The organism is Saccharopolyspora sp. MMCC62 (genome assembly GCF_057736575.1).
The window spans coordinates 738,713-756,300 of the sequence record NZ_JBYKCM010000001.1; the positions used below are offsets into that span (position 1 = coordinate 738,713).

Genomic DNA, 17,588 nt, shown 5'->3' on the forward strand with positions numbered 1-17,588 from the left:
GCTCCGCCACAGGAGAAAACGCCGTTCTCGCGAGAAGACCGCTGAGAACCCGCGGGTCGTCCGGCCGCTCAGGCGGTCGGCGGTTCAGCGGCTTCGCCGCTGACGGGAAAGAGCCGAGACCGCCTGGCGCGAGCGGTCAGGCGTCGGCCGGGCTGCGCGGGGCGAGCGCTCCCCGGCGTTCGAGCAGCCGGGTGCCCGCGCTGCCCGCCAGGCCCACGAGCAGCAGCACCGCCCACGGCAGCCAGCGCATCCCCGGCTCGGCGAAGGCGTCCAGCAGCGCCCCCGCCAGCCAGCTCACCGCGGCCGCGACCAGGCTGGACACCAGGTAGTAGAAGCCGTAGTAGGTGCCTGCGAGGCGTTCGCTGCCGACCGTCGGCAGCAGTTCCATCGCGAACGGGTTCGTCATCGCCTGCCCGACGGTGAACAGCACGATCGCGAGCACCACGGGCACGAACGCCAGCACGGTCCCGGCGATCCCGGCGGCGGGCAGCCGCTCCGGCAGCACCGGTGCGGCCAGCAGGATCGGCACGAAGGAGCCGCCCATGCAGGCCAGGCCGACCACGATCGACCGGCCCGAGCTCCACCGCGCCCGGCACCACTCGGTGATCCGCACCTGCCCGAACACGCCGATCAGCGTGGACACGCCGAACACGACGGCGATGGACCACGCCGCCCCGGACACGCGCTGCGCCTCCAGCGGCAGCGTCAGGTACAGCTGGTTGTACAGCGCGAAGTACGCCGACAGCGCCAGGGTGAAGCCGAGGAACCGGCGGTTGAGCACCACTTCCCGCCAGCTGCCGAGCACGCTCTGCCGCTGCGGCTCGACCTCGCGGTGCGGCAGCACCAGCAGTTGCGCCCCGGTGAGCACCGCGAACGCGACGCACGCCACCAGCGCGATGACGCGGAAGTCCACCGCCAGCAGCGCCGCGCCCAGCAGCGGTCCCACCAGGGTGCCCGCGTGCTGGAACACGTTGAACACGGCGAAGACCTCGGCGCGCCGCTCCCCCGCCTCGTGCATCAGGTAGGTCCGCACCGCCGGGTTGAACAGCGCTCCCGCGAGACCGGTGAGGATCGCGGCGGCGAACAGGCCGGGCAGCGTGGTGAACACGGCGAACAGGCCGAAGGACACCACGCGCAGCGCGCACCCCGCGATGATCATCGGTCGGCAGCCGAGCCGGTCCGCGGCGGTACCGCCGAGCAGGAACATGCCCTGCTGGCTCAGGTTCCGCACCCCGAGCACGAGCCCGACCACGGCGGCTCCGTAGCCGAGGTTCCCGCTCATGTACGCGGCCAGGAACGGCATCAGCATGTAGAAGCCGACGTTGATGCCGAACTGGTTGATCACCAGCAGCTTCGCGGCCGGGGACAGCCGGGCGAACGCGGCGCGGTTCACGGCCGCACCTCGCAGACCGGGCATTCCGCCGGGCCGTCGGCTCGCCGGGCACACGGATCGACCACCTTGCGCGACCTCCTCCACGTCGTCTTGCTGTCCACTTCGGACGGAATCCCGTCCGCGTCCACCGGTTCGGCGACCGGTTCCGGGAAGTCCTGCGCGGCGAGGAAGTCCGGATCGTAGATCGTCCCCCAGTAGCGGTGCGGCCCGTCCGGGAAGACCGCGGCGACCCGGTCCGCGCCGAGCTCGCGGGCGCACCAGGACGCGACCAGCGCCACCGCACCGGTGCTCCACCCGCCGGTGACGAACGCGTCCACGGCGAGCCGGTGGCAGGCGGCGACGGCCTCCGCGGCACCGACCAGGTGCACCTCGTCGAACGCCGGGTAGTCCACGTTGCCGGGGTGGATGCTGCTGCCGAGGCCGCGCATCACGCGCTTTGCCACCGGATCGCCGAACACCGTGGAGCCCGCCGCGTCCACCCCGACCAGCCGCACCCCGGGGGCGCGTTCGCGCAGCACCTGCGCGATGCCCGCGCTGTGCCCGCCGGTGCCGACGCTGCACACCACCGCTTCCGCGTCGGGCAGCTGGTCGAGCAGTTCGTGGCCGAGCGCGCGGTAACCGCGGACGTTGTCCGGATTGCCGTACTGGTCCGGCCAGTACGCGCCGGGCAGTTCGGCCAGCAGCTCCCGGACCCGGTCCAGCCGCGCGCGCTGCCAGCCGCCCACCGGGTGCGGTGCGCGCACCAGCTCCACCCGCACCCCGTGCGCGGTGAGCAGCGCGCGGGTCTGCGCGTCGAGCTCCGCGTCGGCCACCACGACCACCGGGTGGCCCAGCGCCGCTCCGACGTAGGCCAGTCCGATGCCCAGGGTTCCGCTGGTGGATTCGACGACCGTGCCGCCGGGCCGCAGTTCGCCGCGGGCGCGGGCGCCGGTGAGCATGGCGTGCGCGGCGCGGGCCTTCATGCCGCCCGGCGCGGCGCTCTCCAGCTTCGCCCAGAACCCCGGGTGCGGGAACGAGATCGGCGCGGTGACCCGCAGCAGCGGGGTACCGCCGATCAGGTCCAGGGGCGAGTCGCAGCGGGCGGGCGCGCGACCCGTCACCGCACGACCTCGGTGGCGCGGGCGGCTTGGAAGGTGTGCACGGTGGTGGCCTCGCCGGAGAGCCAGAAGAACGGGTACGGCTCGGCGGACAGCGCGCGCACCGGGCCGCCGACCAGTTCCCGCAGCACCGCGGACCCGGTCTGCGCGAACAGGGTCAGCGGCAGGTCGCGGGCCGCGCAGGCCGCGGCGATGTCGTCGAAGGTGCCGTTGCCGAGGACCATGCCGGAGGCCAGCACCGCGTCCGCGCCGTCGATCGCGGCGGCGTGGTCGGTGCTGATCGGCTCGTCCCACTCGGTGCGGCCGCCCTTGAGGTCGCAGGGCGCGTAGTCGAGCCCGCGGTCCCGCAGCGCGGCGAGCAGCGAGTTCACCACGCCGATCACCGCGACCCGGCCGCCGTCGGGGACCGCGGTGATCGCGGCGACCGCACGGGCGCGGGCGGTGGACTTGGCCAGTGAATCGCCCGCGGGGATCACCACCTGCCGGGACAGCGGGTGCGCGGCGTGCGAAGTGCGGGCGGCGAGGTAGGCGTCGAGGGCGGCGACCCGCACCGGCAGCAGCGGGTGCCGCAGCAGTTCGTCCACGGGGCGGCCCACGACCTGGCGCACCGCTTCCTCGTCGAGGGAACCGGGTTCGACCGCGCAGGAGCCGACGGCCTCGCCCACCCGGACGCTGAGCACGGTGTTGACGTACCCGGTGCCGCGACCGGTGTGCCGGGCGGCCTGCACGGTCAGGAACGCGACGGCGGCGGAGAGCTCCGCCGGGCCGTTCCCGCCCGCATCGCGGAAGTGGCCGGACAGCGCGGACTCGACCAGCGAGTCCACATAGGATCGTTCAGTGGTGGCAGGACGCACGTGTCTCCCCGAGCAGGAACCGGAACGGAACGCACAGCGGCGGGACGAACCCGCGGGGACGACTAATGTCCGATGTGGACGATGCGCCGGATCTCCCGGCGCGATGCGGCGATGCGCGACACCACGTACCTCCTCCGGGGCTCCGCGACCCCGCACGAATCGGCACGACGGTGCCAGTCTCCTGGCTCGTGGATCGGCGCCGGCCTCCGGCCTTCCCGCCGGGAACCGGCAGTGGCTCGGATGGAGGTCGACTCCCCACTCACAGTGGCGGGACCGCGCCGGATTCGCACCGGCTTCCTGCACACCGTCGTTGGAACGGGTCAGAAGTTCGCAGCCCCGGTGTCCGATGTCAAGACCGCGGCCACCGCGCGGAACCCGCACCGCGGCCGGTGGAACGGCTGTCGTCGCAGGTGGCGGACACCGGTGCACGCATCGCCATCCGCGAATATGACATCGGCGACTCCCGCGCCCGGCGGCACCGCACCACCGAGCGCGGGACCACCGGACGCGGGATGCGACGGGCGCGGGCCCGCCGGATTCGCGAGCGCCGGTCACCGAAACGGGACCACCGAAACCTCCCGCCCCGCGCCGCGGACTAGGCCGCGGGCCAGGAAGGCACGCCCGCGTCCAGCGCCCGCTGGGCGAGCTCGCACGGGTCCGCCGTGGCACCGCTCGGGATCTTCGCCTTGGCCGACACCGCCTGGTCCGAGGCGGCCGCCACGACCAGCTCGCAGGTGCCGTCGGCCTTCGGGTCACCGGAGTTCGCGCGCACCGCCGGGTGCCCGCCGATGGTCAGCTCGCCGAAGTCGGAGTACTTGTCGGCCTCGTCCTGGAAGTCCTGCAACGACCGGTCGGCGACCACGCCGACCTCCAGCCGCACGCTGTCCCGCGGGGTGCTCCAGGTGCACGTGCCCGCGTCGTCCTTGCCGCCCAGGTGGAATCCCAGCTCGTGCACCGTCTGCTCGGGCACCAGGTCGCAGGACTTCTCACCGGCGACGTCCTTCGGGGAGTCGACCTGCACGCCGCCGCATCCTGCCAGCGACAGCGCGGCGACGACGGCCAAGCCGATCGAGCCGAGCCGAACCGCGCCGATGCGGGCCACCGCAACCTTCTCGTTCACACTCATCACGCCTGCCGTTGATCCGGTCCGGATCGGGTCGATCCGGAGAACTCGCGCCCTCCCCGCTGGACGCGCTGATGATGTCCCGCGCGTCCAGCGGACGCCTCCGGCAGGAACGCGACTTCGGCCGTACCGCCCAGGAATCGAGCGACCGGCCCGGCGCACCGGTTGCCCCGAGCGGACCAGGACCACCGGCGCCCCCGCCCCCGAAAACAGGCCCCGATGACGAGAACCCGCCAACTTCAGCGGGGCCGCGGCTCGACCCCGTTGACGACGTCGGCGGGCCGTTCCCCGGCCAGCACGGCGCCCAGCTTCGCGAACAGCGCGCCGCGGAGGTTGTGGTAGGCGTCCCAGGTCACGCCCGCGGTGTGCGGGTTGAGCAGCACGTCCGCCCGCCCCCGCAACGGCGAGTCCGCGGGCAGCGGTTCCTGCTCGAACACGTCCAGCGCCGCCCCCGCCAGCCGCCCGGAGTCCAGGGCCCGCACCAGCGCCCGCTCGTCGAGGACTCCGCCGCGGCCCGCGTTGAGCACGTACCCGCCGCGGGGCATCCGCGCGAGCAGCTCGTCACCGATCAGGCCGCGGGTGGCGGTGTTCAGCGGCAGGTGCAGGCTCAGCACGTCCGCGGCGGCCACCGCCTCCGCCAGCGGGAGGTACTCGCGCCCCGGCTCGGACGGCACCGGGTCGTGCACCACCACCCGGGCGCCGAACCCGTCCAGGCGGCGGGCCACCGCGCGGCCGATGTTGCCGAAGCCGAGGATGCCGACGGTGAGCGCCGCCAGGTCGCGGCCGCGCAGCCCTTCCGGCCCCCAGCCGCCGGATTCCACCTTGCGGTGCCCGGCCGCGTAGTGCCGCAGCAGCGACAGCAGCGAGCCGACGGTCCAGTCGGCGACCGCGTCGGCGTTGAACCCGGGCAGGTTCGCCACCGGGATGCCGCGCTCGGCGGCGGCGAGGTGGTCCACGCCGTCGAAGCCGACCGCGACGGACTGCACGAGCTCGCAGCGCGGCATCGCGTCCAGCAGCCCGGCGTCGATCCGCCGCTCCTTCTCCAGCGGGGCCAGCACGATCGTCGCGGTGGCCAGCGCGTCCAGGTGATCGGCCGGGTCCTGCTCGGGCCCGATCTCGGTGATCCGCAGGTCCGGCAAGTCCGGCAGGTGCTTGCGCAGTTCGGCCTCGGTGATGTCGTTGAGGTCGTAGAAGCTGACGATGTGACCGGTCATGGTTCCTCTTTCGGGGTGTTCCGGGCGCGCGGAACCCGCTCCCCGCCGTCGGCGAGGAGCTCGGATCCCGCGTGGGATCAGGACGTGGTCGACCAGATCCGTTGCAGCGCGGCGAGCATCCGCTCTTCGGAGCCGGCCAGGTGCGCGGTGAGCAGCGCAGTCGCGCGCGCGGCATCGCCGTCGGCGATCGAGGTCCGCAGCTGCTCGTGCGCGGTGCACACCGGGCCCAGGTCCTCGTCCTCGCTGTTGGTGACCGCGAGCATGCTGGCGAACAACGGCTCGATCTGCAGCCAGATGGTCAGCAGCCTGCGGTTGCCGCTCGCCTCGTAGATGCCGCGGTGGAACCGCAGGTCGTGCTCGGCGAACTCGGCGGCCCGGGACGGCGTGGCCGTCTCGGACATCCCCCGCAGCCCGCGCTGCATCCCGGCCTCCGAGCGGTGTTCGCCGAGACCGATGGCGCTGGTCACGGCGAGCGTCTCGATGGCCTGCCGGATCGCGTAGAGCTCGCGGACGTCCGCGGCGCTCAACCCGACCACGTGCACCCCGCGGCGCTGCGGTTCCACGAGGTTCTCCAGCCGCAGCAGCTTCAGCGCATCGCGGACCGGGCCCCGGCTCACGTCGAAGCTCTCCGCCACGGAGTCCTCGACGAGGTGCGTGCCCGGCGGGATCTCCCCGCGCACGATCCGGTCCCGGAGCGTGCGGGCCAGCCGCTCCCCGAGCGAATCCGCGCGGACGAGCGAGTCGGACATGCATCCTCCCTCGATCACATCGTCAACCGCCGACAATAGTGGTCGCCGCCTGCAATTCGGTCACCTCGTGCCGGTGCGGCATCCCGTCCGCGCCGGGGCGGGTGACGCTGAGCGCGGCTGCCGCGGCGGCGACCCGGGCGGCGTCCGGCAGCTCGGCGCCCTCCGCGAGCAGCGCACCGAGCGCCCCGGCGAAGGTGTCCCCGGCCCCGGTCGTGTCCACACTGGACACCGGAATGGCGGGGACGCGGCCGAGCGGACGACCGTCGGCTGCGAGCTCCACCCCGCGCTCCCCGACCGTGACCAGCACCGACCGGCCGCCGGTGGACAGCGCGAGCGCCGCGGCGGCCGGATCCCGCTCACCGGTGAGCTCGGCGGCCTCGTGCTCGTTGGGCACCAGCACGTCGACCGCGTCGAGCAGTTCGGCGGGGAACCGCCGCACGGGGGCCGGGGTGAGCACCACGGTGCGCCCGAGCCGGGCGGCTTCGACGAGCACCGGTACCGGCACTTCCCCTTGCAGCAGCAGCACGTCCGCGGTCGCGACGGCCGCTCCGTCCGCGGCGCTGAGCTCGGTGAACTCGTCGTTCGCGCCGCCGCAGAAGACGATCGTGTTCTCCCCGGCGGCGTCCACGGTGATGTCGGCGGTGCCGGTCGGCGCCGCGGTGCGCACCACGCCCGCGAGGTCGAGCCCGTCGGCCGCGAGCCGCTGCGCGAGGAAGTCCGCCGCGCCGTCCGATCCGACGCGCGCGCGGAAGTCGACCACGGCGCCCATCCGGGCGGCCGCCACGGCCTGGTTCAGCCCCTTGCCACCGGCGAAGCGGTCCCGGCCGAGCCCGCGCACCGTCTCCCCGGGCCCGGGCCTGCGCCCGACCCGGACCACGGTGTCCACGTTGGCGCTGCCGAGCACGCACACCCGCCCGCCGCGCTCAGCCATGGGCGGCGACCGCGCGTTCCAGTTCGGCCCGCCCGGCGGCGTCCACCGGGTCGAGCGCCATCCGGCTGGTCCCCGCCTCGACGCCCTGCAGCGCCAGGCCCACCTTCATCCGCTCCGGGTCGCCGCGCACCGCGTCCACCGCGGCATCCACACCGTCCTGGGCGCGGGACACCGCGGCGGCGTCTCCGGCGGCGACGGCGTCCGCGGCCGCGACGAACGGCTTCGGCAGCACGGAGGCGACCCCGGAGACCACGCCGTCGAGGCCGCGGGCGGTGACCTGCGCGATGTCCCGGTCGCCGCCGGTGAAGATCCGGAACCCGGCCGGGACCGCGTCCCGGTAGGCGGCCACCGCGTCCAGCGACTCACCGCTGATCTTGGCGCCGACGACGGACGGCAGCGCCGCGATCCGGCCCAGCAGCTCCGGTCCGACGGCGTTGCCGGTGCGGTCGGTGAACAGGTAGGCGTACACGTCGAGCCCGTCGGCCTCCGCGGTGGCGGACCGGAAGAACTCGACGATCGCCTCGTCCCCGGCGGGCAGGTAGTACGGGGTGAGCACCGCGACCGAGGTGGCGCCGAGCTCGCGGGCGTCGGCGATCAGCGCCCGCACCTGGAACGCGCTCGGCGCGCCGACGTGCACGACGACCCGCTTGCCGCGCAGCACTTCCAGGCTGAGCCGTGCGAGGTCGTGCCGCTCCTGCTCGGTCAGCGAGGGGAACTCGCCGGTGGTGCCGAGCACGAACGCCCCGTCGGTGCCGGAGGCGGCGATGAATTCGAGGATGCGGCGCGAGGCCGCCAGGTCCACCGAACCGTCCGCGGCGAAGGCGACGGGGGCGGCGGTGAGGATGATCGGCCTGCTCGGCGCGGTCATGTCGGTCCTTTCGGGGTGGTCGGTCACGACAGGCTGGTTTCGAGGGCGGTGAGTTCGGCGAGGGTGCCGGGCGGCAGCGCGACGGAGGTACCGGATTCGGCGCGGCGACGCCGTTCCAGGTCGCCGGGCACCAGCACTCCGTCGGCGTGCAGCGCGGCGGCGACCCGGCCGGTGGCCGCGGCGTAGGCGTCCTGCTCGCCGAACGCGCCCGGGTCGAGCGCGATGATCGTGACACCGCCGAGGCCCGCCGGGTCGCCGTCGGGTCGGCGCAGCCGCGCCAGGCCGCGCAGCGAGGCCGCGGACCCGTCGGCGTGCGCGAGCCCGCCGAGCAGCGCGGCCGCCAGCGCCAGCCCGTAACCCTTGTGCCCGGCGAGCGCGCCGCCGAGCGGGGTGAGGGTGCCGTCGGCGTAGAAGTCCTCCGGATCGGTGCCCGGCCGTCCGTCCGCGGTGAGCACGGCGCCCTCCGGCAACGGCTCGCCGGTGCGCTTCGCCGCGTGCACCTTGCCCTCGGCGATGTTCGACATCGAACCGTCGAACACGAACGCGCCGTCGGTGGCGGGGACGCCGACCGCCCACGGGTTGGTGTTGAGGAACGGCGTCCCGCTGCCGCTGCCGAACGGCGCCATGCTGCCCACGCCCGGGCCGACCGCGCCGACCTGCACCAGTGCGACGAGCCCGCGCGCGGCGAGGCGTTCGGCGTACTCGCCGAGCCTGCCGACGTGCGTGCCGTTCCGGATGCTCGCGGCCGCGACACCGACCTGCTCGGCCGCGGCGGCGACCTCCGCGGTGGCGAGCGCGGCGGCGTGGTGGCCGAAGCCGTGGTGGCCGTCGACGACGATCGCCGCGGGTTTCGCGCTGACGACGTCGGCTCGGGCCCCGGCCGCGATCAGCCCGCGTTCGACCTCGGCGGCGTACTGCGGCAGGCGCAGCACGCCGTGGCTGGCGTGGCCGGAGAGCTCGGCGCGGACCAGGTGGTCGGCGACCTCGGTCGCGACGTCCTCGGGGGCACCGAGCGCGCGCACCACCCCGTGCACGCGGCCGGTCAGTTCGCTGATCTCGATCATGCGGTCTCCTCGGTGGGGAGCGGGCGCAGCCTCGGCATGAAGAACGCGTAGTTCACCGCGCCGAGCACGGCCACGCCACCCGCGATCAGCAACGGCACCTCGAACGACGAGGTGACCCCGGTGATCACGCCGATCAGGATCGGCGAGACGATCCCGGCGCAGTTGGCGGCGGCGTTCTGGATGCCGCCGAGGGAACCGACGTGCGCGGCGGTGGGCGCCACGTCCGCCGGCAGGCACCACACCGAGGCGGCCGCGAACGTGCTGGAGAAGTACGAGACCGACAGCGCCACCAGCGCCGTGCCCACCCCTGGCGAGGCCACGGCCAGCGCGATCACCGAGGTGCCGAGCAGACCGCCGACCAGGCAGCCCTTGCGCGCCTTCGTGAGGTCGGTGCCGCGCCGCACCAGCCAGTCCGACACCAGCCCGCCCGTCCAGCCGCCGAGCATCGAGGCGATGCCGGGCACCATCCCGAGGAACCCGAAGTTGAGCAGCGTCAGGTCGTAGGTGTCCACCAGGTACGTGGGGAACCAGGTGATGAAGAAGTACGCGACGAAGTTGATGCAGAAGAAGCCGATCATCATCGACCACACGGTGCGGTGCCGGAACAGCGACCGCCAGGGCACCGCGACCTGCTGCTCGGCGTCCGCGCGTTCCTCCTGCCCGGAGCGGATGTGCGCGAGCTCGGCATCCCCGACCCGCGGGGACTCCCGCGGCGAGCGGTAGAAGAACCACCAACCGACGGCGTAGGCGACGGCGAGACCACCGGTCACCAGGAACGAGGCCCGCCAGCCGAAGCTCGCGACGAGCAGCGCGACCAGCGGGATGCACAGCGTCGAGCCGATCGGGTTGCCGTTGTTGAAGGTCCCGGAGGCGAAGCTGCGCTCCCCCTTCGGGAACCACTCGGAGACCACCTGGGCGGCGGCCGGGAACGCGGGCGCCTCCCCGATCCCCAGCAGCAGCCGCAGCACGACCAGCGAGCCGACGCCCCAGGCGAGGCCCATCAGCATCGTGACCGCGCCGAAGACCAGCGCGGACAACGCGATCAGCTTCCGCGGCCCGAGCCTGCCCGCGAGGAACCCGGCGGGCAGCTGGGCGGCCGAGTAGGTCCAGAAGAACGAGGACAGCAGCACACCGGCCAGCGCGTCGGACATGCCGAGGTCGGCTTCCATGTCCGGCAGCGCGACGCTGATCGTGGCGCGGTCGAGGTAGTTGACCGCGATGCCGAGCGTCACCGCGGCGAGCACCAGGTAGCGGTACCGGCCGACCTTCGGGCCGGGGGCGGCGCGGCCGGGCGCGCGCTCGCCGCCGGAGGTCAGCGAGTCGGATTCCATGAACGGTTCTCCTTCGAAACCGAACCGGTGGCAACGTCGCCATCGGTTCGTAGACCGTAAACCGTTAACGAAGTGCCCACAAGTGCCCTCCTCCTGCGGAAATCGACGGCCGCGCCGCACACCCGGGCCGATCTTTTAGGTTAGGCTCACCTAATATTCACGACGAGTTCCGCCCGACCCCGACCAGTGAGGACCTCGACGTTGCAGCCACCCGATCCCGCGGACGCCGGTGCCCGGACCGACCTCGACCTGCTGCTCAACCGGCCGGGCTCGCACGGCGCGCGGCTCGACCTCGACGTGGACGCGCTCGCCGCGCACCTGCCGCTGCTCGACGAATGCGTCGCCATGACCGCCAACGGGACCGCGCTGATCAGCGACCTCGGGCCCTACGCCCAGCCCAGCTTCACCGGCGACCCGCTGCCGCTCGCACCGGACTCGGTGCTGCTGCGGCTGCACCGCCCGACGGTGCGCGCGTTCGTCGCGATGGACGCCGACGAAGGACGTCACGAGCCGCCCGGGCTGTGGATGTTCGACCGGTGGCACCGCGTGGTGCACCGCGGCTACCTGGTGTCGCACAGCGGCACGCTCGCCCTGGACCTGCTGCGGATGGCGCGGCCCGCGGCCGAGGACGCGGCGGAGGCCGAACCGGCCGCCGACTGCTCCGACCAGCTCGGCACCCTCGACGGGCTCCTCGCCGACCCCACCTCGGGCGCGGCGACCGGGACCGCGGTCGACCCGATGCGGGTCGTCGACCTGCTCTGCCACCTGTGCGACACCGGGATCCCGCTGAGCATCGGCGTCCTCAACCGCGGCTGCCTCCAGCTGCACACCGGCGCACTCGACCTCGTCGAGCACCGCGGCGACATGATCACCATGGTCTCCGGCGGCTGCAACGCCGCCTTCCACCCCGCGCAGATCACCGAAGCCCGCCTCACCCGGCCGCACGGCGTGCACGGCCCCACCTCCGTGGTGCGCCTGCATGCCGCCGACGGCCGCTGCGTCGCCGTCCTCGCCCAGCTCGGCCTGATCCCCGAATCCCTCGCCACCACCTGGGAACACACCCTCACCGGCTTGGCGGGCACGTCCACTTGAATGGGAGATCCGGCCTACCACCATCGCGAATCACGAGTCCTATTTGGAGCATTCCATGTCGCACGTCTCGATTTCCAAAACGGTCAACCTGCCCGACTCCGCCATGAGCTTGGCCCAGTAGGTACCGCTGCGCGAGACCTCTTGCTCGCCGAGTACATCCACGTAGTTCGCCGTGGCCGCATAGCTGCCGATCACGGAGATCAAACCCGACCCTGGATCGAACGTCGCCCGAGTGTTGATGGCGGGATCCCCTTCGAAACTCCAATGGACGGCTGTGCCCCGCTGCGCTGCGACGACTCGGACGTCCGGACAGCCGGAGTCCATCGCCGAACCGGTGCTAGCGGCACAACGCCCGAAAGCGGAGCGGAGAACGGAAGTCACCTCGCCCTGTTCCATCGCAGGCCTCTCCTTGCGCACAGGAGGCATCCTCGCCGGGTCGACGGATTCCAGGCTTAACAGCTCCGCACCCGACGAGGACACCTCCGCCAAGTACGGAACGATCTTCGTGGCGAAAACGGGCCGAACGAACGGGTACTCGTACGAGACGGTCATGACGACACTGCCCGACACCAGGAACTTCCCGTCCTCGTACGCGACCCGGGCACCGTCCATCGGGTCGCCGCGGAGCCGCCAAGCGACATTGCTGGCTTCCGATCCCACGAGATCTTCGGATTGCGGACAGTTGGCCGGAGCGAGGACCACCGCGCGGGAACAGGAGCCGATCCCGTCGAGTACCGTCGAGAGCACTTCCTCCCGTTGAGCGCCCTCTGGCCATGGTTCGCTTTCCTCCGGGAACACACTGCCGCCGCTGCACTGCGACAACAGCACGAAGATCAGCAGCGCCACGGCCACCGCGACCATCCAACCGCAGCCCCCGCCGTCTTGACTCGGCGACGCCTGTTCGTCCCCGGGCGCGACCTTCACGTCGTTGACGTAGATCGAGTCCATGCGCCCCACCTGCACGACGTGCCCATTCACGGTTCCGCTGAGATCATTTCGAACCGGAGATGAGCCGGTCGAGTCCGCACCGTGGTCAGGCATTCGCACTTCTCCCCACGCCGAAGCAACAGCCACAGATCAAGGCGCTGGACCATCGGCGAAGCACATCCGGGCACACCGAGAAGCGGATAAGTGGTCGAGGTCCTTGACTCTAACGGCGGTAGAGTACCCGATCGGATCAACGTACGGTAAAGACGCCTAGTGCATCCATTTCCACGCGCCCGACGACCGAATCAAGATCATTTTCAATCCAGAGAGAACACCGTGGTCACGGCTCATCCAAAATAGACCACGATCTTGAAACTTTGCCGCTCGAACCGTATCCATTCAAGCGGATTTCCCCGGCGACCACAGCGGCAGGCAGCCATTCGGAGCAACGCCAGGCACCCTTTCGCTGCACGCGATACGCCGCGAATCATTCCGAAACTGATTCGAACCACAAATGACCCGCGGCGTCCAGCGGAACATCGGTTCAGGGCTGCGACTCGTGATCGACCACCGCACCGTGCAGGTCGCGTTCGATCTCTTCGAGGGTCTTGCCCTTCGTCTCGGTGACGTAGCGGGCGCCGAAGAGGACGGCGACCGCGTTCAGGGCGGCGAACACGTACATCGAGGCGGACAGGCCGATGCCGTCGAGCAGCACGGGGAACGCGAACGCGACGACCGCGGTCGCCACCCACACCGCCGTGCTCGCCACGCCCATCGCCGCGCCGCGCACCCGAAGCGGGAAGATCTCGCCCATCAGCACCCAGAACGTCGGACCCCAGCCGACCTCGTTGCCCGCCAGGAACAACGCCATGAACAGCACGAGCAGCACGGGGTCCGGCTGTGCGGCCTGCGCCACGAGCGCGAGGCCCAGCAGGCTCAACCCCATCACCACGTTGCCGAGCACGAGCAGGAACTTGCGGCCCACCCGGTCGATCAACAGCAGGCCGATCCCGACGAACACGACCTTCACCACGCCGAGCCCGACGGTGGCCAGGATCGCCACCCCGGAACCGAACCCGGCGGCGCCGAGGATCGTCGGCGCGTAGTAGGAGATCACGTTGGTGCCGTTGAGCTGCGTGAGCACCGCAAGCCCGATGCCGATCAGCAGCACCGGCCGCACCCAGCGGCTGCGCAGCGCGTCCCGATTCGCTGGTTCGGCGGCGATGGCGCGGATCTGCTCCAGCTCGGCGTCGGCGTCCGCGCCGCGGGTCACCACCAGCAGCTCCCGCGCTTCGCCAGCGCGGCCGTGCGTGACCAGCCAGCGCGGGCTCTCCGGCAACCGGATCGTGCCCAGCACCAGCGCGATGGCGGGCAGCGCACCGCTCGCGAGCATCACCCGCCAGTTCCCGGTCGGGTCCAGCGCCCAGTTCACCACGTACCCGGCGAGCACCCCGATCACCAGCATCAGCTGGTTGAGCCCGCCGAGCCTGCCGCGGGCGTGCGCCGGCGCCATCTCCGCCAGGTACACCGGTACCAGCGCCGACGCACCGCCGACGCCGATGCCCAGCACCAGCCTGCTGGCGATCAGCGTCGCCGTGCCGACCGACAGGGCGCTCGCCAGCGAGCCGGCGACGAACACCGCGCCCAGCACGAACAGCACCTTGCGACGACCGATCCGGTCCGAGAGCCGCCCGGACACCGCGGCACCCGCGATGGCACCGACCGCGAGCGCGGCGACGATCAGGCCGGACGCGGTCGCGGTGATCGACGGGTAGTCGTGGCGGATGAACGGCAGCGCCCCGGCCAGCACTCCGGTCTCGAAGCCGAACAGGAAACCGCCCAGCGCCCCGAACACGTAGATGTAGCGGGTGGACGGGATGCGGACGCCGGTCGCGGGACCGGTGCGCGTCGTGGTCATCGAGGAACCTCCGTTGGTTCTCGGGGCGTTGGTTCTCGGGGCGTTGGTTCTCAGCGGCGTGGTTCTCGGGGCGTTGGTTCTCAGCCGCGTCGGTTCTCGGGGGGGCGTTCGTTCTCAGCGGCGCCGGTTCCCGGGTCCGTCGGTTCTCGGGACGTGATCCGGCACGTCGGCGGCGCGCGCCGCTGCCACCGCCTGCCCGAGGCACGCGGTCGTCCGTCCCGCCCGGGGTCAGCCCCGCAGGGCGTCCGCGAGGAACGCGTTCGTGCGGGCGATCAGTTCGGCGGCCACCGGGAGGTGGTCGGGGTAGCGGAAGAAGCCGTGGAAGGTGCCCGCGGCCTCCCAGTGCCGGACGGGCACCCCGGCCGCGTCGAGCGCGGCCGCGTGGGCACGTCCCTCGTCGCGCAGCGGGTCGCACTCGGCGGTGACCACCAGCGCGGACGGCAGGTCGGGCCGCATCCGGCCGCGCAGCGGGGAGACGCGCGGATCGTCGCGCAGCGCCGAGTCCGGCACGTACTGGTCCCAGTACCAGGCCAGCTGCGCCGGGGTCAGGTTCACGTGCGCGGTCGGGTCGCGGTACGAGGCGGTGCCGGGGTCGTGCGCGGTCACCGGGTAGAGCAGCACCTGCACCGCCACGTCCGGCGCGCTGCCGGAGACGACCGCGCCCGCCGCGAGGTTCGCCCCCGCGCTGTCACCGACGACCGCCAGCCGCGCCGGGTCGGCGCCGAGCTCCGCCGCGTGCGCCGCCACCCACTCCAGCGCGGTGACCGCGTCGTCGAACGCGGCGGGGAACGGGTGCTCGGGCGCCAGCCGGTAGTCCACCGACACCACGACGCATCCGGCCCCTGCGCACAACCGGCGCGCTACGCCGTCGTGCGAGTCGAGGTCGCCGAAGACCCAGCCGCCGCCGTGCAGGTACACCGCCACCGGCAGCGGATCGGCGGTGCCCCCGGGCTCGTCCGGGCGGTAGGTCCGCACCCGCACCGGCGTCCGCCCGGGCGACCGCAGCACCCGGTCCCGCACCTCGGGGAGCCGCGGCGCGGAGCTGGCGGGAACCGAGCCGCGGGCCATCAGCGCGCGGGCCTCGGCGGCGTCGAGCACCGCTCCGCCGACATCGGGAGTGGCCGCCACCAGCAGCGGGGCGAAGCGGGCCGCGTCCGGATCAAGCGCCACCATCGCGGACTCCTTCGACGAGTTCCCGGAACCGGTCCACCAGCACCTTGGTCACGTTGTAGACGACCAGCCCCGGGCGCGCGGCGCGGGCCTGCCGCTCGTCGCCGACGACGGTGAGCACGTGCCTGCCGGATTCCACCGCCACCGCGCGGACCTGCGCCACCGAGTCGCGCACGGCGGGTTCGTCCACCCCGCCGGTGAGGCCGAGGGACACCGACAGGTCCGCCGGCCCGGCCATCACCGCGTCCACGCCGGGCGTGTCGAGCACGGCGCGCGCGTTCGCCACCCCGCGCGCCGTCTCGATCATGACGACGACGAGGGTGTCCTCCCGCGCCCGCCGGAGCTGGTCGGCGGCGGGCACGGCGCCGAACCGGCCCGCCTGGCCGTACTGCGCGAAGCCGCGGTCGCCGAGCGGCGGGAAGTGCGCGGCCCGCACCACCGCTCCGGCTCCGGAGGCGTCCTCCACGTGCGGGACGACGACGCCTTCGGCCTCCAGCTCCAGCACCCGCAGCACGTCGTCGGTGCCGTGGCGGCCGATCCGGACCAGGCTCGCCATGCCGCGCGCGGCTGCGAGGGTGATGTGCCGCTGCAGCGCGATCAGGTCGGCCGGGCCGTGCTCGCAGTCGAAGAGCACGAAGTCGGCGCCACCGACGGCCGCGTACTCGACGAGCGGTTCGGCGGGCATCCGCACCAGCATCCCGACGGGACTTTCCCCTTGCCGCAGCCGGGTTTTCAGCGATCGGTCAGCCATCGTCGCGGTACCCCCCGATCGTCTCCGGGGTCCACACCCGGTCGATCTCCACCTGCGGCGCGCGGGCCTGCGCGGCCATGCCGCCGTCCACGTTGTAGACCTGGCCGGTCACGTAGGAGGTGAGTTCGCTGGAGAGCGCGACCACGTTGCCCGCCACGTCCTCGGGCGTTCCGGTGCGGCCGAAGGGGATCTGACCCGCCTTGAGCGCCGCCAGCTCGGGATCGGTGGTGTCCGACCCCGCCGTCCCGGCGGCGACGTCGATCGAACCGGGCCGCAGCGCGTTCACCCGGATGCCCCACGGCGCGAGGTCGACCGCGGTGGCCCTGGTGAACGACTCCACCGCGCCCTTCACCGCGTCGTAGGCGATCTGGTTGCGGTGCGCCCGCGCCGCGCCGTGCGAACTGATGTTGACGACGGTGCCGCCGCGCCCGGCCGCGGCGAGCGCCGTCGCCGCCCGGTGCGTGCCGAGGAACAGCAGGTCGAGGTTGGCGCGGGTGAAGCTCGACCAGCCGTGGTGCTCGAGGGCCAGGAACGGGCCCCACGCGGTCGCCGGACCGCGGACGTAGGCGTTGTTGACCAGCGCGTCGACCACGCCGAACTCCCGCTCGGCACGGGCGAAGACCTCCTCGACGGCGGCCGGGTCGGACAGGTCGGCGACGGCGGGGATCGCCCGCTCACCCGCGTCCCGCGCGGTGCGTTCGGCGTCCTCGGCGCGCACGTCGTTGACGACGACCGCGGCGCCTTCGGCGGCCAGCCGCAGCGCGATCGCGCGTCCCAGGTTCCGGCCGCCACCCGTCACCAGCGCGACGCGGTCGCGAAGGAGGCCGTGCCCCGGCGCGCCACCCGCGGGTCGACGATCGTCCATCCGGCCTTCCTCCATCACTCTCGGGTTCCTGCGCCTCGGAACCGCCTGGATCCGCGGCCACGCCGGGCGGGCCCAGGAGTCCACTTAGGACTCGTTCGGTCCGCGCCGGGCGGGCGGCGCCCCACCGGCGGGCCCGGTACGTCGAGGCGTGGCGACGCTAACACAGCCGATCGGTAAATTCCTACTAGTTAGACATTAGTCCCATTAATTAGGACTCGATCTTCGGCTCATCCTAACGTGC

Annotated in this window: 16 protein-coding genes and 1 riboswitch; of the genes, 1 reads left to right on the forward strand and 15 read right to left on the reverse strand. The window is 72.8% G+C overall.

The features are described from left to right. Positions 1 to 136 precede the first annotated feature (136 nt). The 10 genes from AC29IT_RS03325 to AC29IT_RS03370 form a co-directional block, all read right to left on the reverse strand. Positions 137 to 1,393 carry an MFS transporter gene (locus AC29IT_RS03325; RefSeq protein WP_488217757.1) on the reverse strand — a complete coding sequence of 419 codons (1,257 nt, stop codon included), beginning with the start codon at positions 1,391 to 1,393 and terminating at the stop codon, positions 137 to 139. After that, on the reverse strand, positions 1,390 to 2,493 hold the full coding sequence (locus AC29IT_RS03330) for a PLP-dependent cysteine synthase family protein (RefSeq protein ID WP_488217758.1): 1,104 nt from the start codon (positions 2,491 to 2,493) through the stop codon (positions 1,390 to 1,392). The genes AC29IT_RS03325 and AC29IT_RS03330 overlap by 4 nt, the downstream gene beginning before the upstream one ends. Then, positions 2,490 to 3,314 carry a hypothetical protein gene (locus AC29IT_RS03335; protein ID WP_488217759.1) on the reverse strand — a complete coding sequence of 275 codons (825 nt, stop codon included), beginning with the start codon at positions 3,312 to 3,314 and terminating at the stop codon, positions 2,490 to 2,492. Before AC29IT_RS03335 ends, AC29IT_RS03330 begins: the two co-directional genes overlap by 4 nt. A 184-nt stretch (positions 3,315 to 3,498) precedes the next feature. Beyond that, a riboswitch (cobalamin riboswitch) is annotated at positions 3,499 to 3,666 on the reverse strand. A gap of 273 nt (positions 3,667 to 3,939) precedes the next feature. Continuing rightward, complete coding sequence (locus AC29IT_RS03340; protein WP_358444512.1) at positions 3,940 to 4,464, reverse strand: DUF3558 family protein; 525 nt, start codon at positions 4,462 to 4,464, stop codon at positions 3,940 to 3,942. A gap of 242 nt (positions 4,465 to 4,706) precedes the next feature. Next, positions 4,707 to 5,681, reverse strand: coding sequence for a 2-hydroxyacid dehydrogenase (locus tag AC29IT_RS03345; RefSeq protein WP_488217760.1), 975 nt, complete (start codon positions 5,679 to 5,681; stop codon positions 4,707 to 4,709). Between the two features lie 77 nt (positions 5,682 to 5,758). Further along, a complete protein-coding gene (locus AC29IT_RS03350; protein WP_358444519.1) occupies positions 5,759 to 6,430 on the reverse strand; it encodes a GntR family transcriptional regulator in 672 nt (223 codons plus the stop codon). A gap of 22 nt (positions 6,431 to 6,452) precedes the next feature. Continuing rightward, entirely contained in the window at positions 6,453 to 7,361 is a 909-nt protein-coding gene (locus AC29IT_RS03355) for a ribokinase (RefSeq protein ID WP_358444522.1), read from the reverse strand. Next, a complete protein-coding gene (locus tag AC29IT_RS03360) occupies positions 7,354 to 8,229 on the reverse strand; it encodes a dihydrodipicolinate synthase family protein (RefSeq protein ID WP_358444525.1) in 876 nt (291 codons plus the stop codon). Before AC29IT_RS03360 ends, AC29IT_RS03355 begins: the two co-directional genes overlap by 8 nt. A gap of 23 nt (positions 8,230 to 8,252) precedes the next feature. Further along, a complete protein-coding gene (locus tag AC29IT_RS03365; protein ID WP_358444527.1) occupies positions 8,253 to 9,293 on the reverse strand; it encodes an Ldh family oxidoreductase in 1,041 nt (346 codons plus the stop codon). After that, positions 9,290 to 10,624 carry an MFS transporter gene (locus tag AC29IT_RS03370; protein WP_358444530.1) on the reverse strand — a complete coding sequence of 445 codons (1,335 nt, stop codon included), beginning with the start codon at positions 10,622 to 10,624 and terminating at the stop codon, positions 9,290 to 9,292. Before AC29IT_RS03370 ends, AC29IT_RS03365 begins: the two co-directional genes overlap by 4 nt. 201 nt (positions 10,625 to 10,825) lie before the next feature. On the opposite strand from AC29IT_RS03370, the gene AC29IT_RS03375 reads away from it, so the two are divergent. Beyond that, on the forward strand, positions 10,826 to 11,716 hold the full coding sequence (locus AC29IT_RS03375) for a hypothetical protein (protein ID WP_488217761.1): 891 nt from the start codon (positions 10,826 to 10,828) through the stop codon (positions 11,714 to 11,716). A gap of 39 nt (positions 11,717 to 11,755) precedes the next feature. Here AC29IT_RS03375 and AC29IT_RS03380 read toward each other — a convergent pair whose 3' ends face one another. From AC29IT_RS03380 to AC29IT_RS03400, 5 genes are all read right to left on the reverse strand, one after another. Further along, on the reverse strand, positions 11,756 to 12,664 hold the full coding sequence (locus AC29IT_RS03380) for a hypothetical protein (RefSeq protein ID WP_488217762.1): 909 nt from the start codon (positions 12,662 to 12,664) through the stop codon (positions 11,756 to 11,758). Positions 12,665 to 13,187: 523 nt separating this feature from the next. Then, positions 13,188 to 14,561 carry a sugar porter family MFS transporter gene (locus AC29IT_RS03385; RefSeq protein ID WP_488217763.1) on the reverse strand — a complete coding sequence of 458 codons (1,374 nt, stop codon included), beginning with the start codon at positions 14,559 to 14,561 and terminating at the stop codon, positions 13,188 to 13,190. Between the two features lie 228 nt (positions 14,562 to 14,789). Then, positions 14,790 to 15,734: an alpha/beta hydrolase gene (locus AC29IT_RS03390; protein ID WP_488217764.1), complete on the reverse strand. Its 945-nt coding sequence runs from the start codon at positions 15,732 to 15,734 to the stop codon at positions 14,790 to 14,792. Further along, positions 15,721 to 16,482: an HpcH/HpaI aldolase family protein gene (locus AC29IT_RS03395; protein ID WP_488217765.1), complete on the reverse strand. Its 762-nt coding sequence runs from the start codon at positions 16,480 to 16,482 to the stop codon at positions 15,721 to 15,723. Before AC29IT_RS03395 ends, AC29IT_RS03390 begins: the two co-directional genes overlap by 14 nt. Further along, entirely contained in the window at positions 16,475 to 17,347 is an 873-nt protein-coding gene (locus AC29IT_RS03400; protein WP_358444547.1) for an SDR family NAD(P)-dependent oxidoreductase, read from the reverse strand. The genes AC29IT_RS03395 and AC29IT_RS03400 overlap by 8 nt, the downstream gene beginning before the upstream one ends. Positions 17,348 to 17,588: the final 241 nt, after the last annotated feature.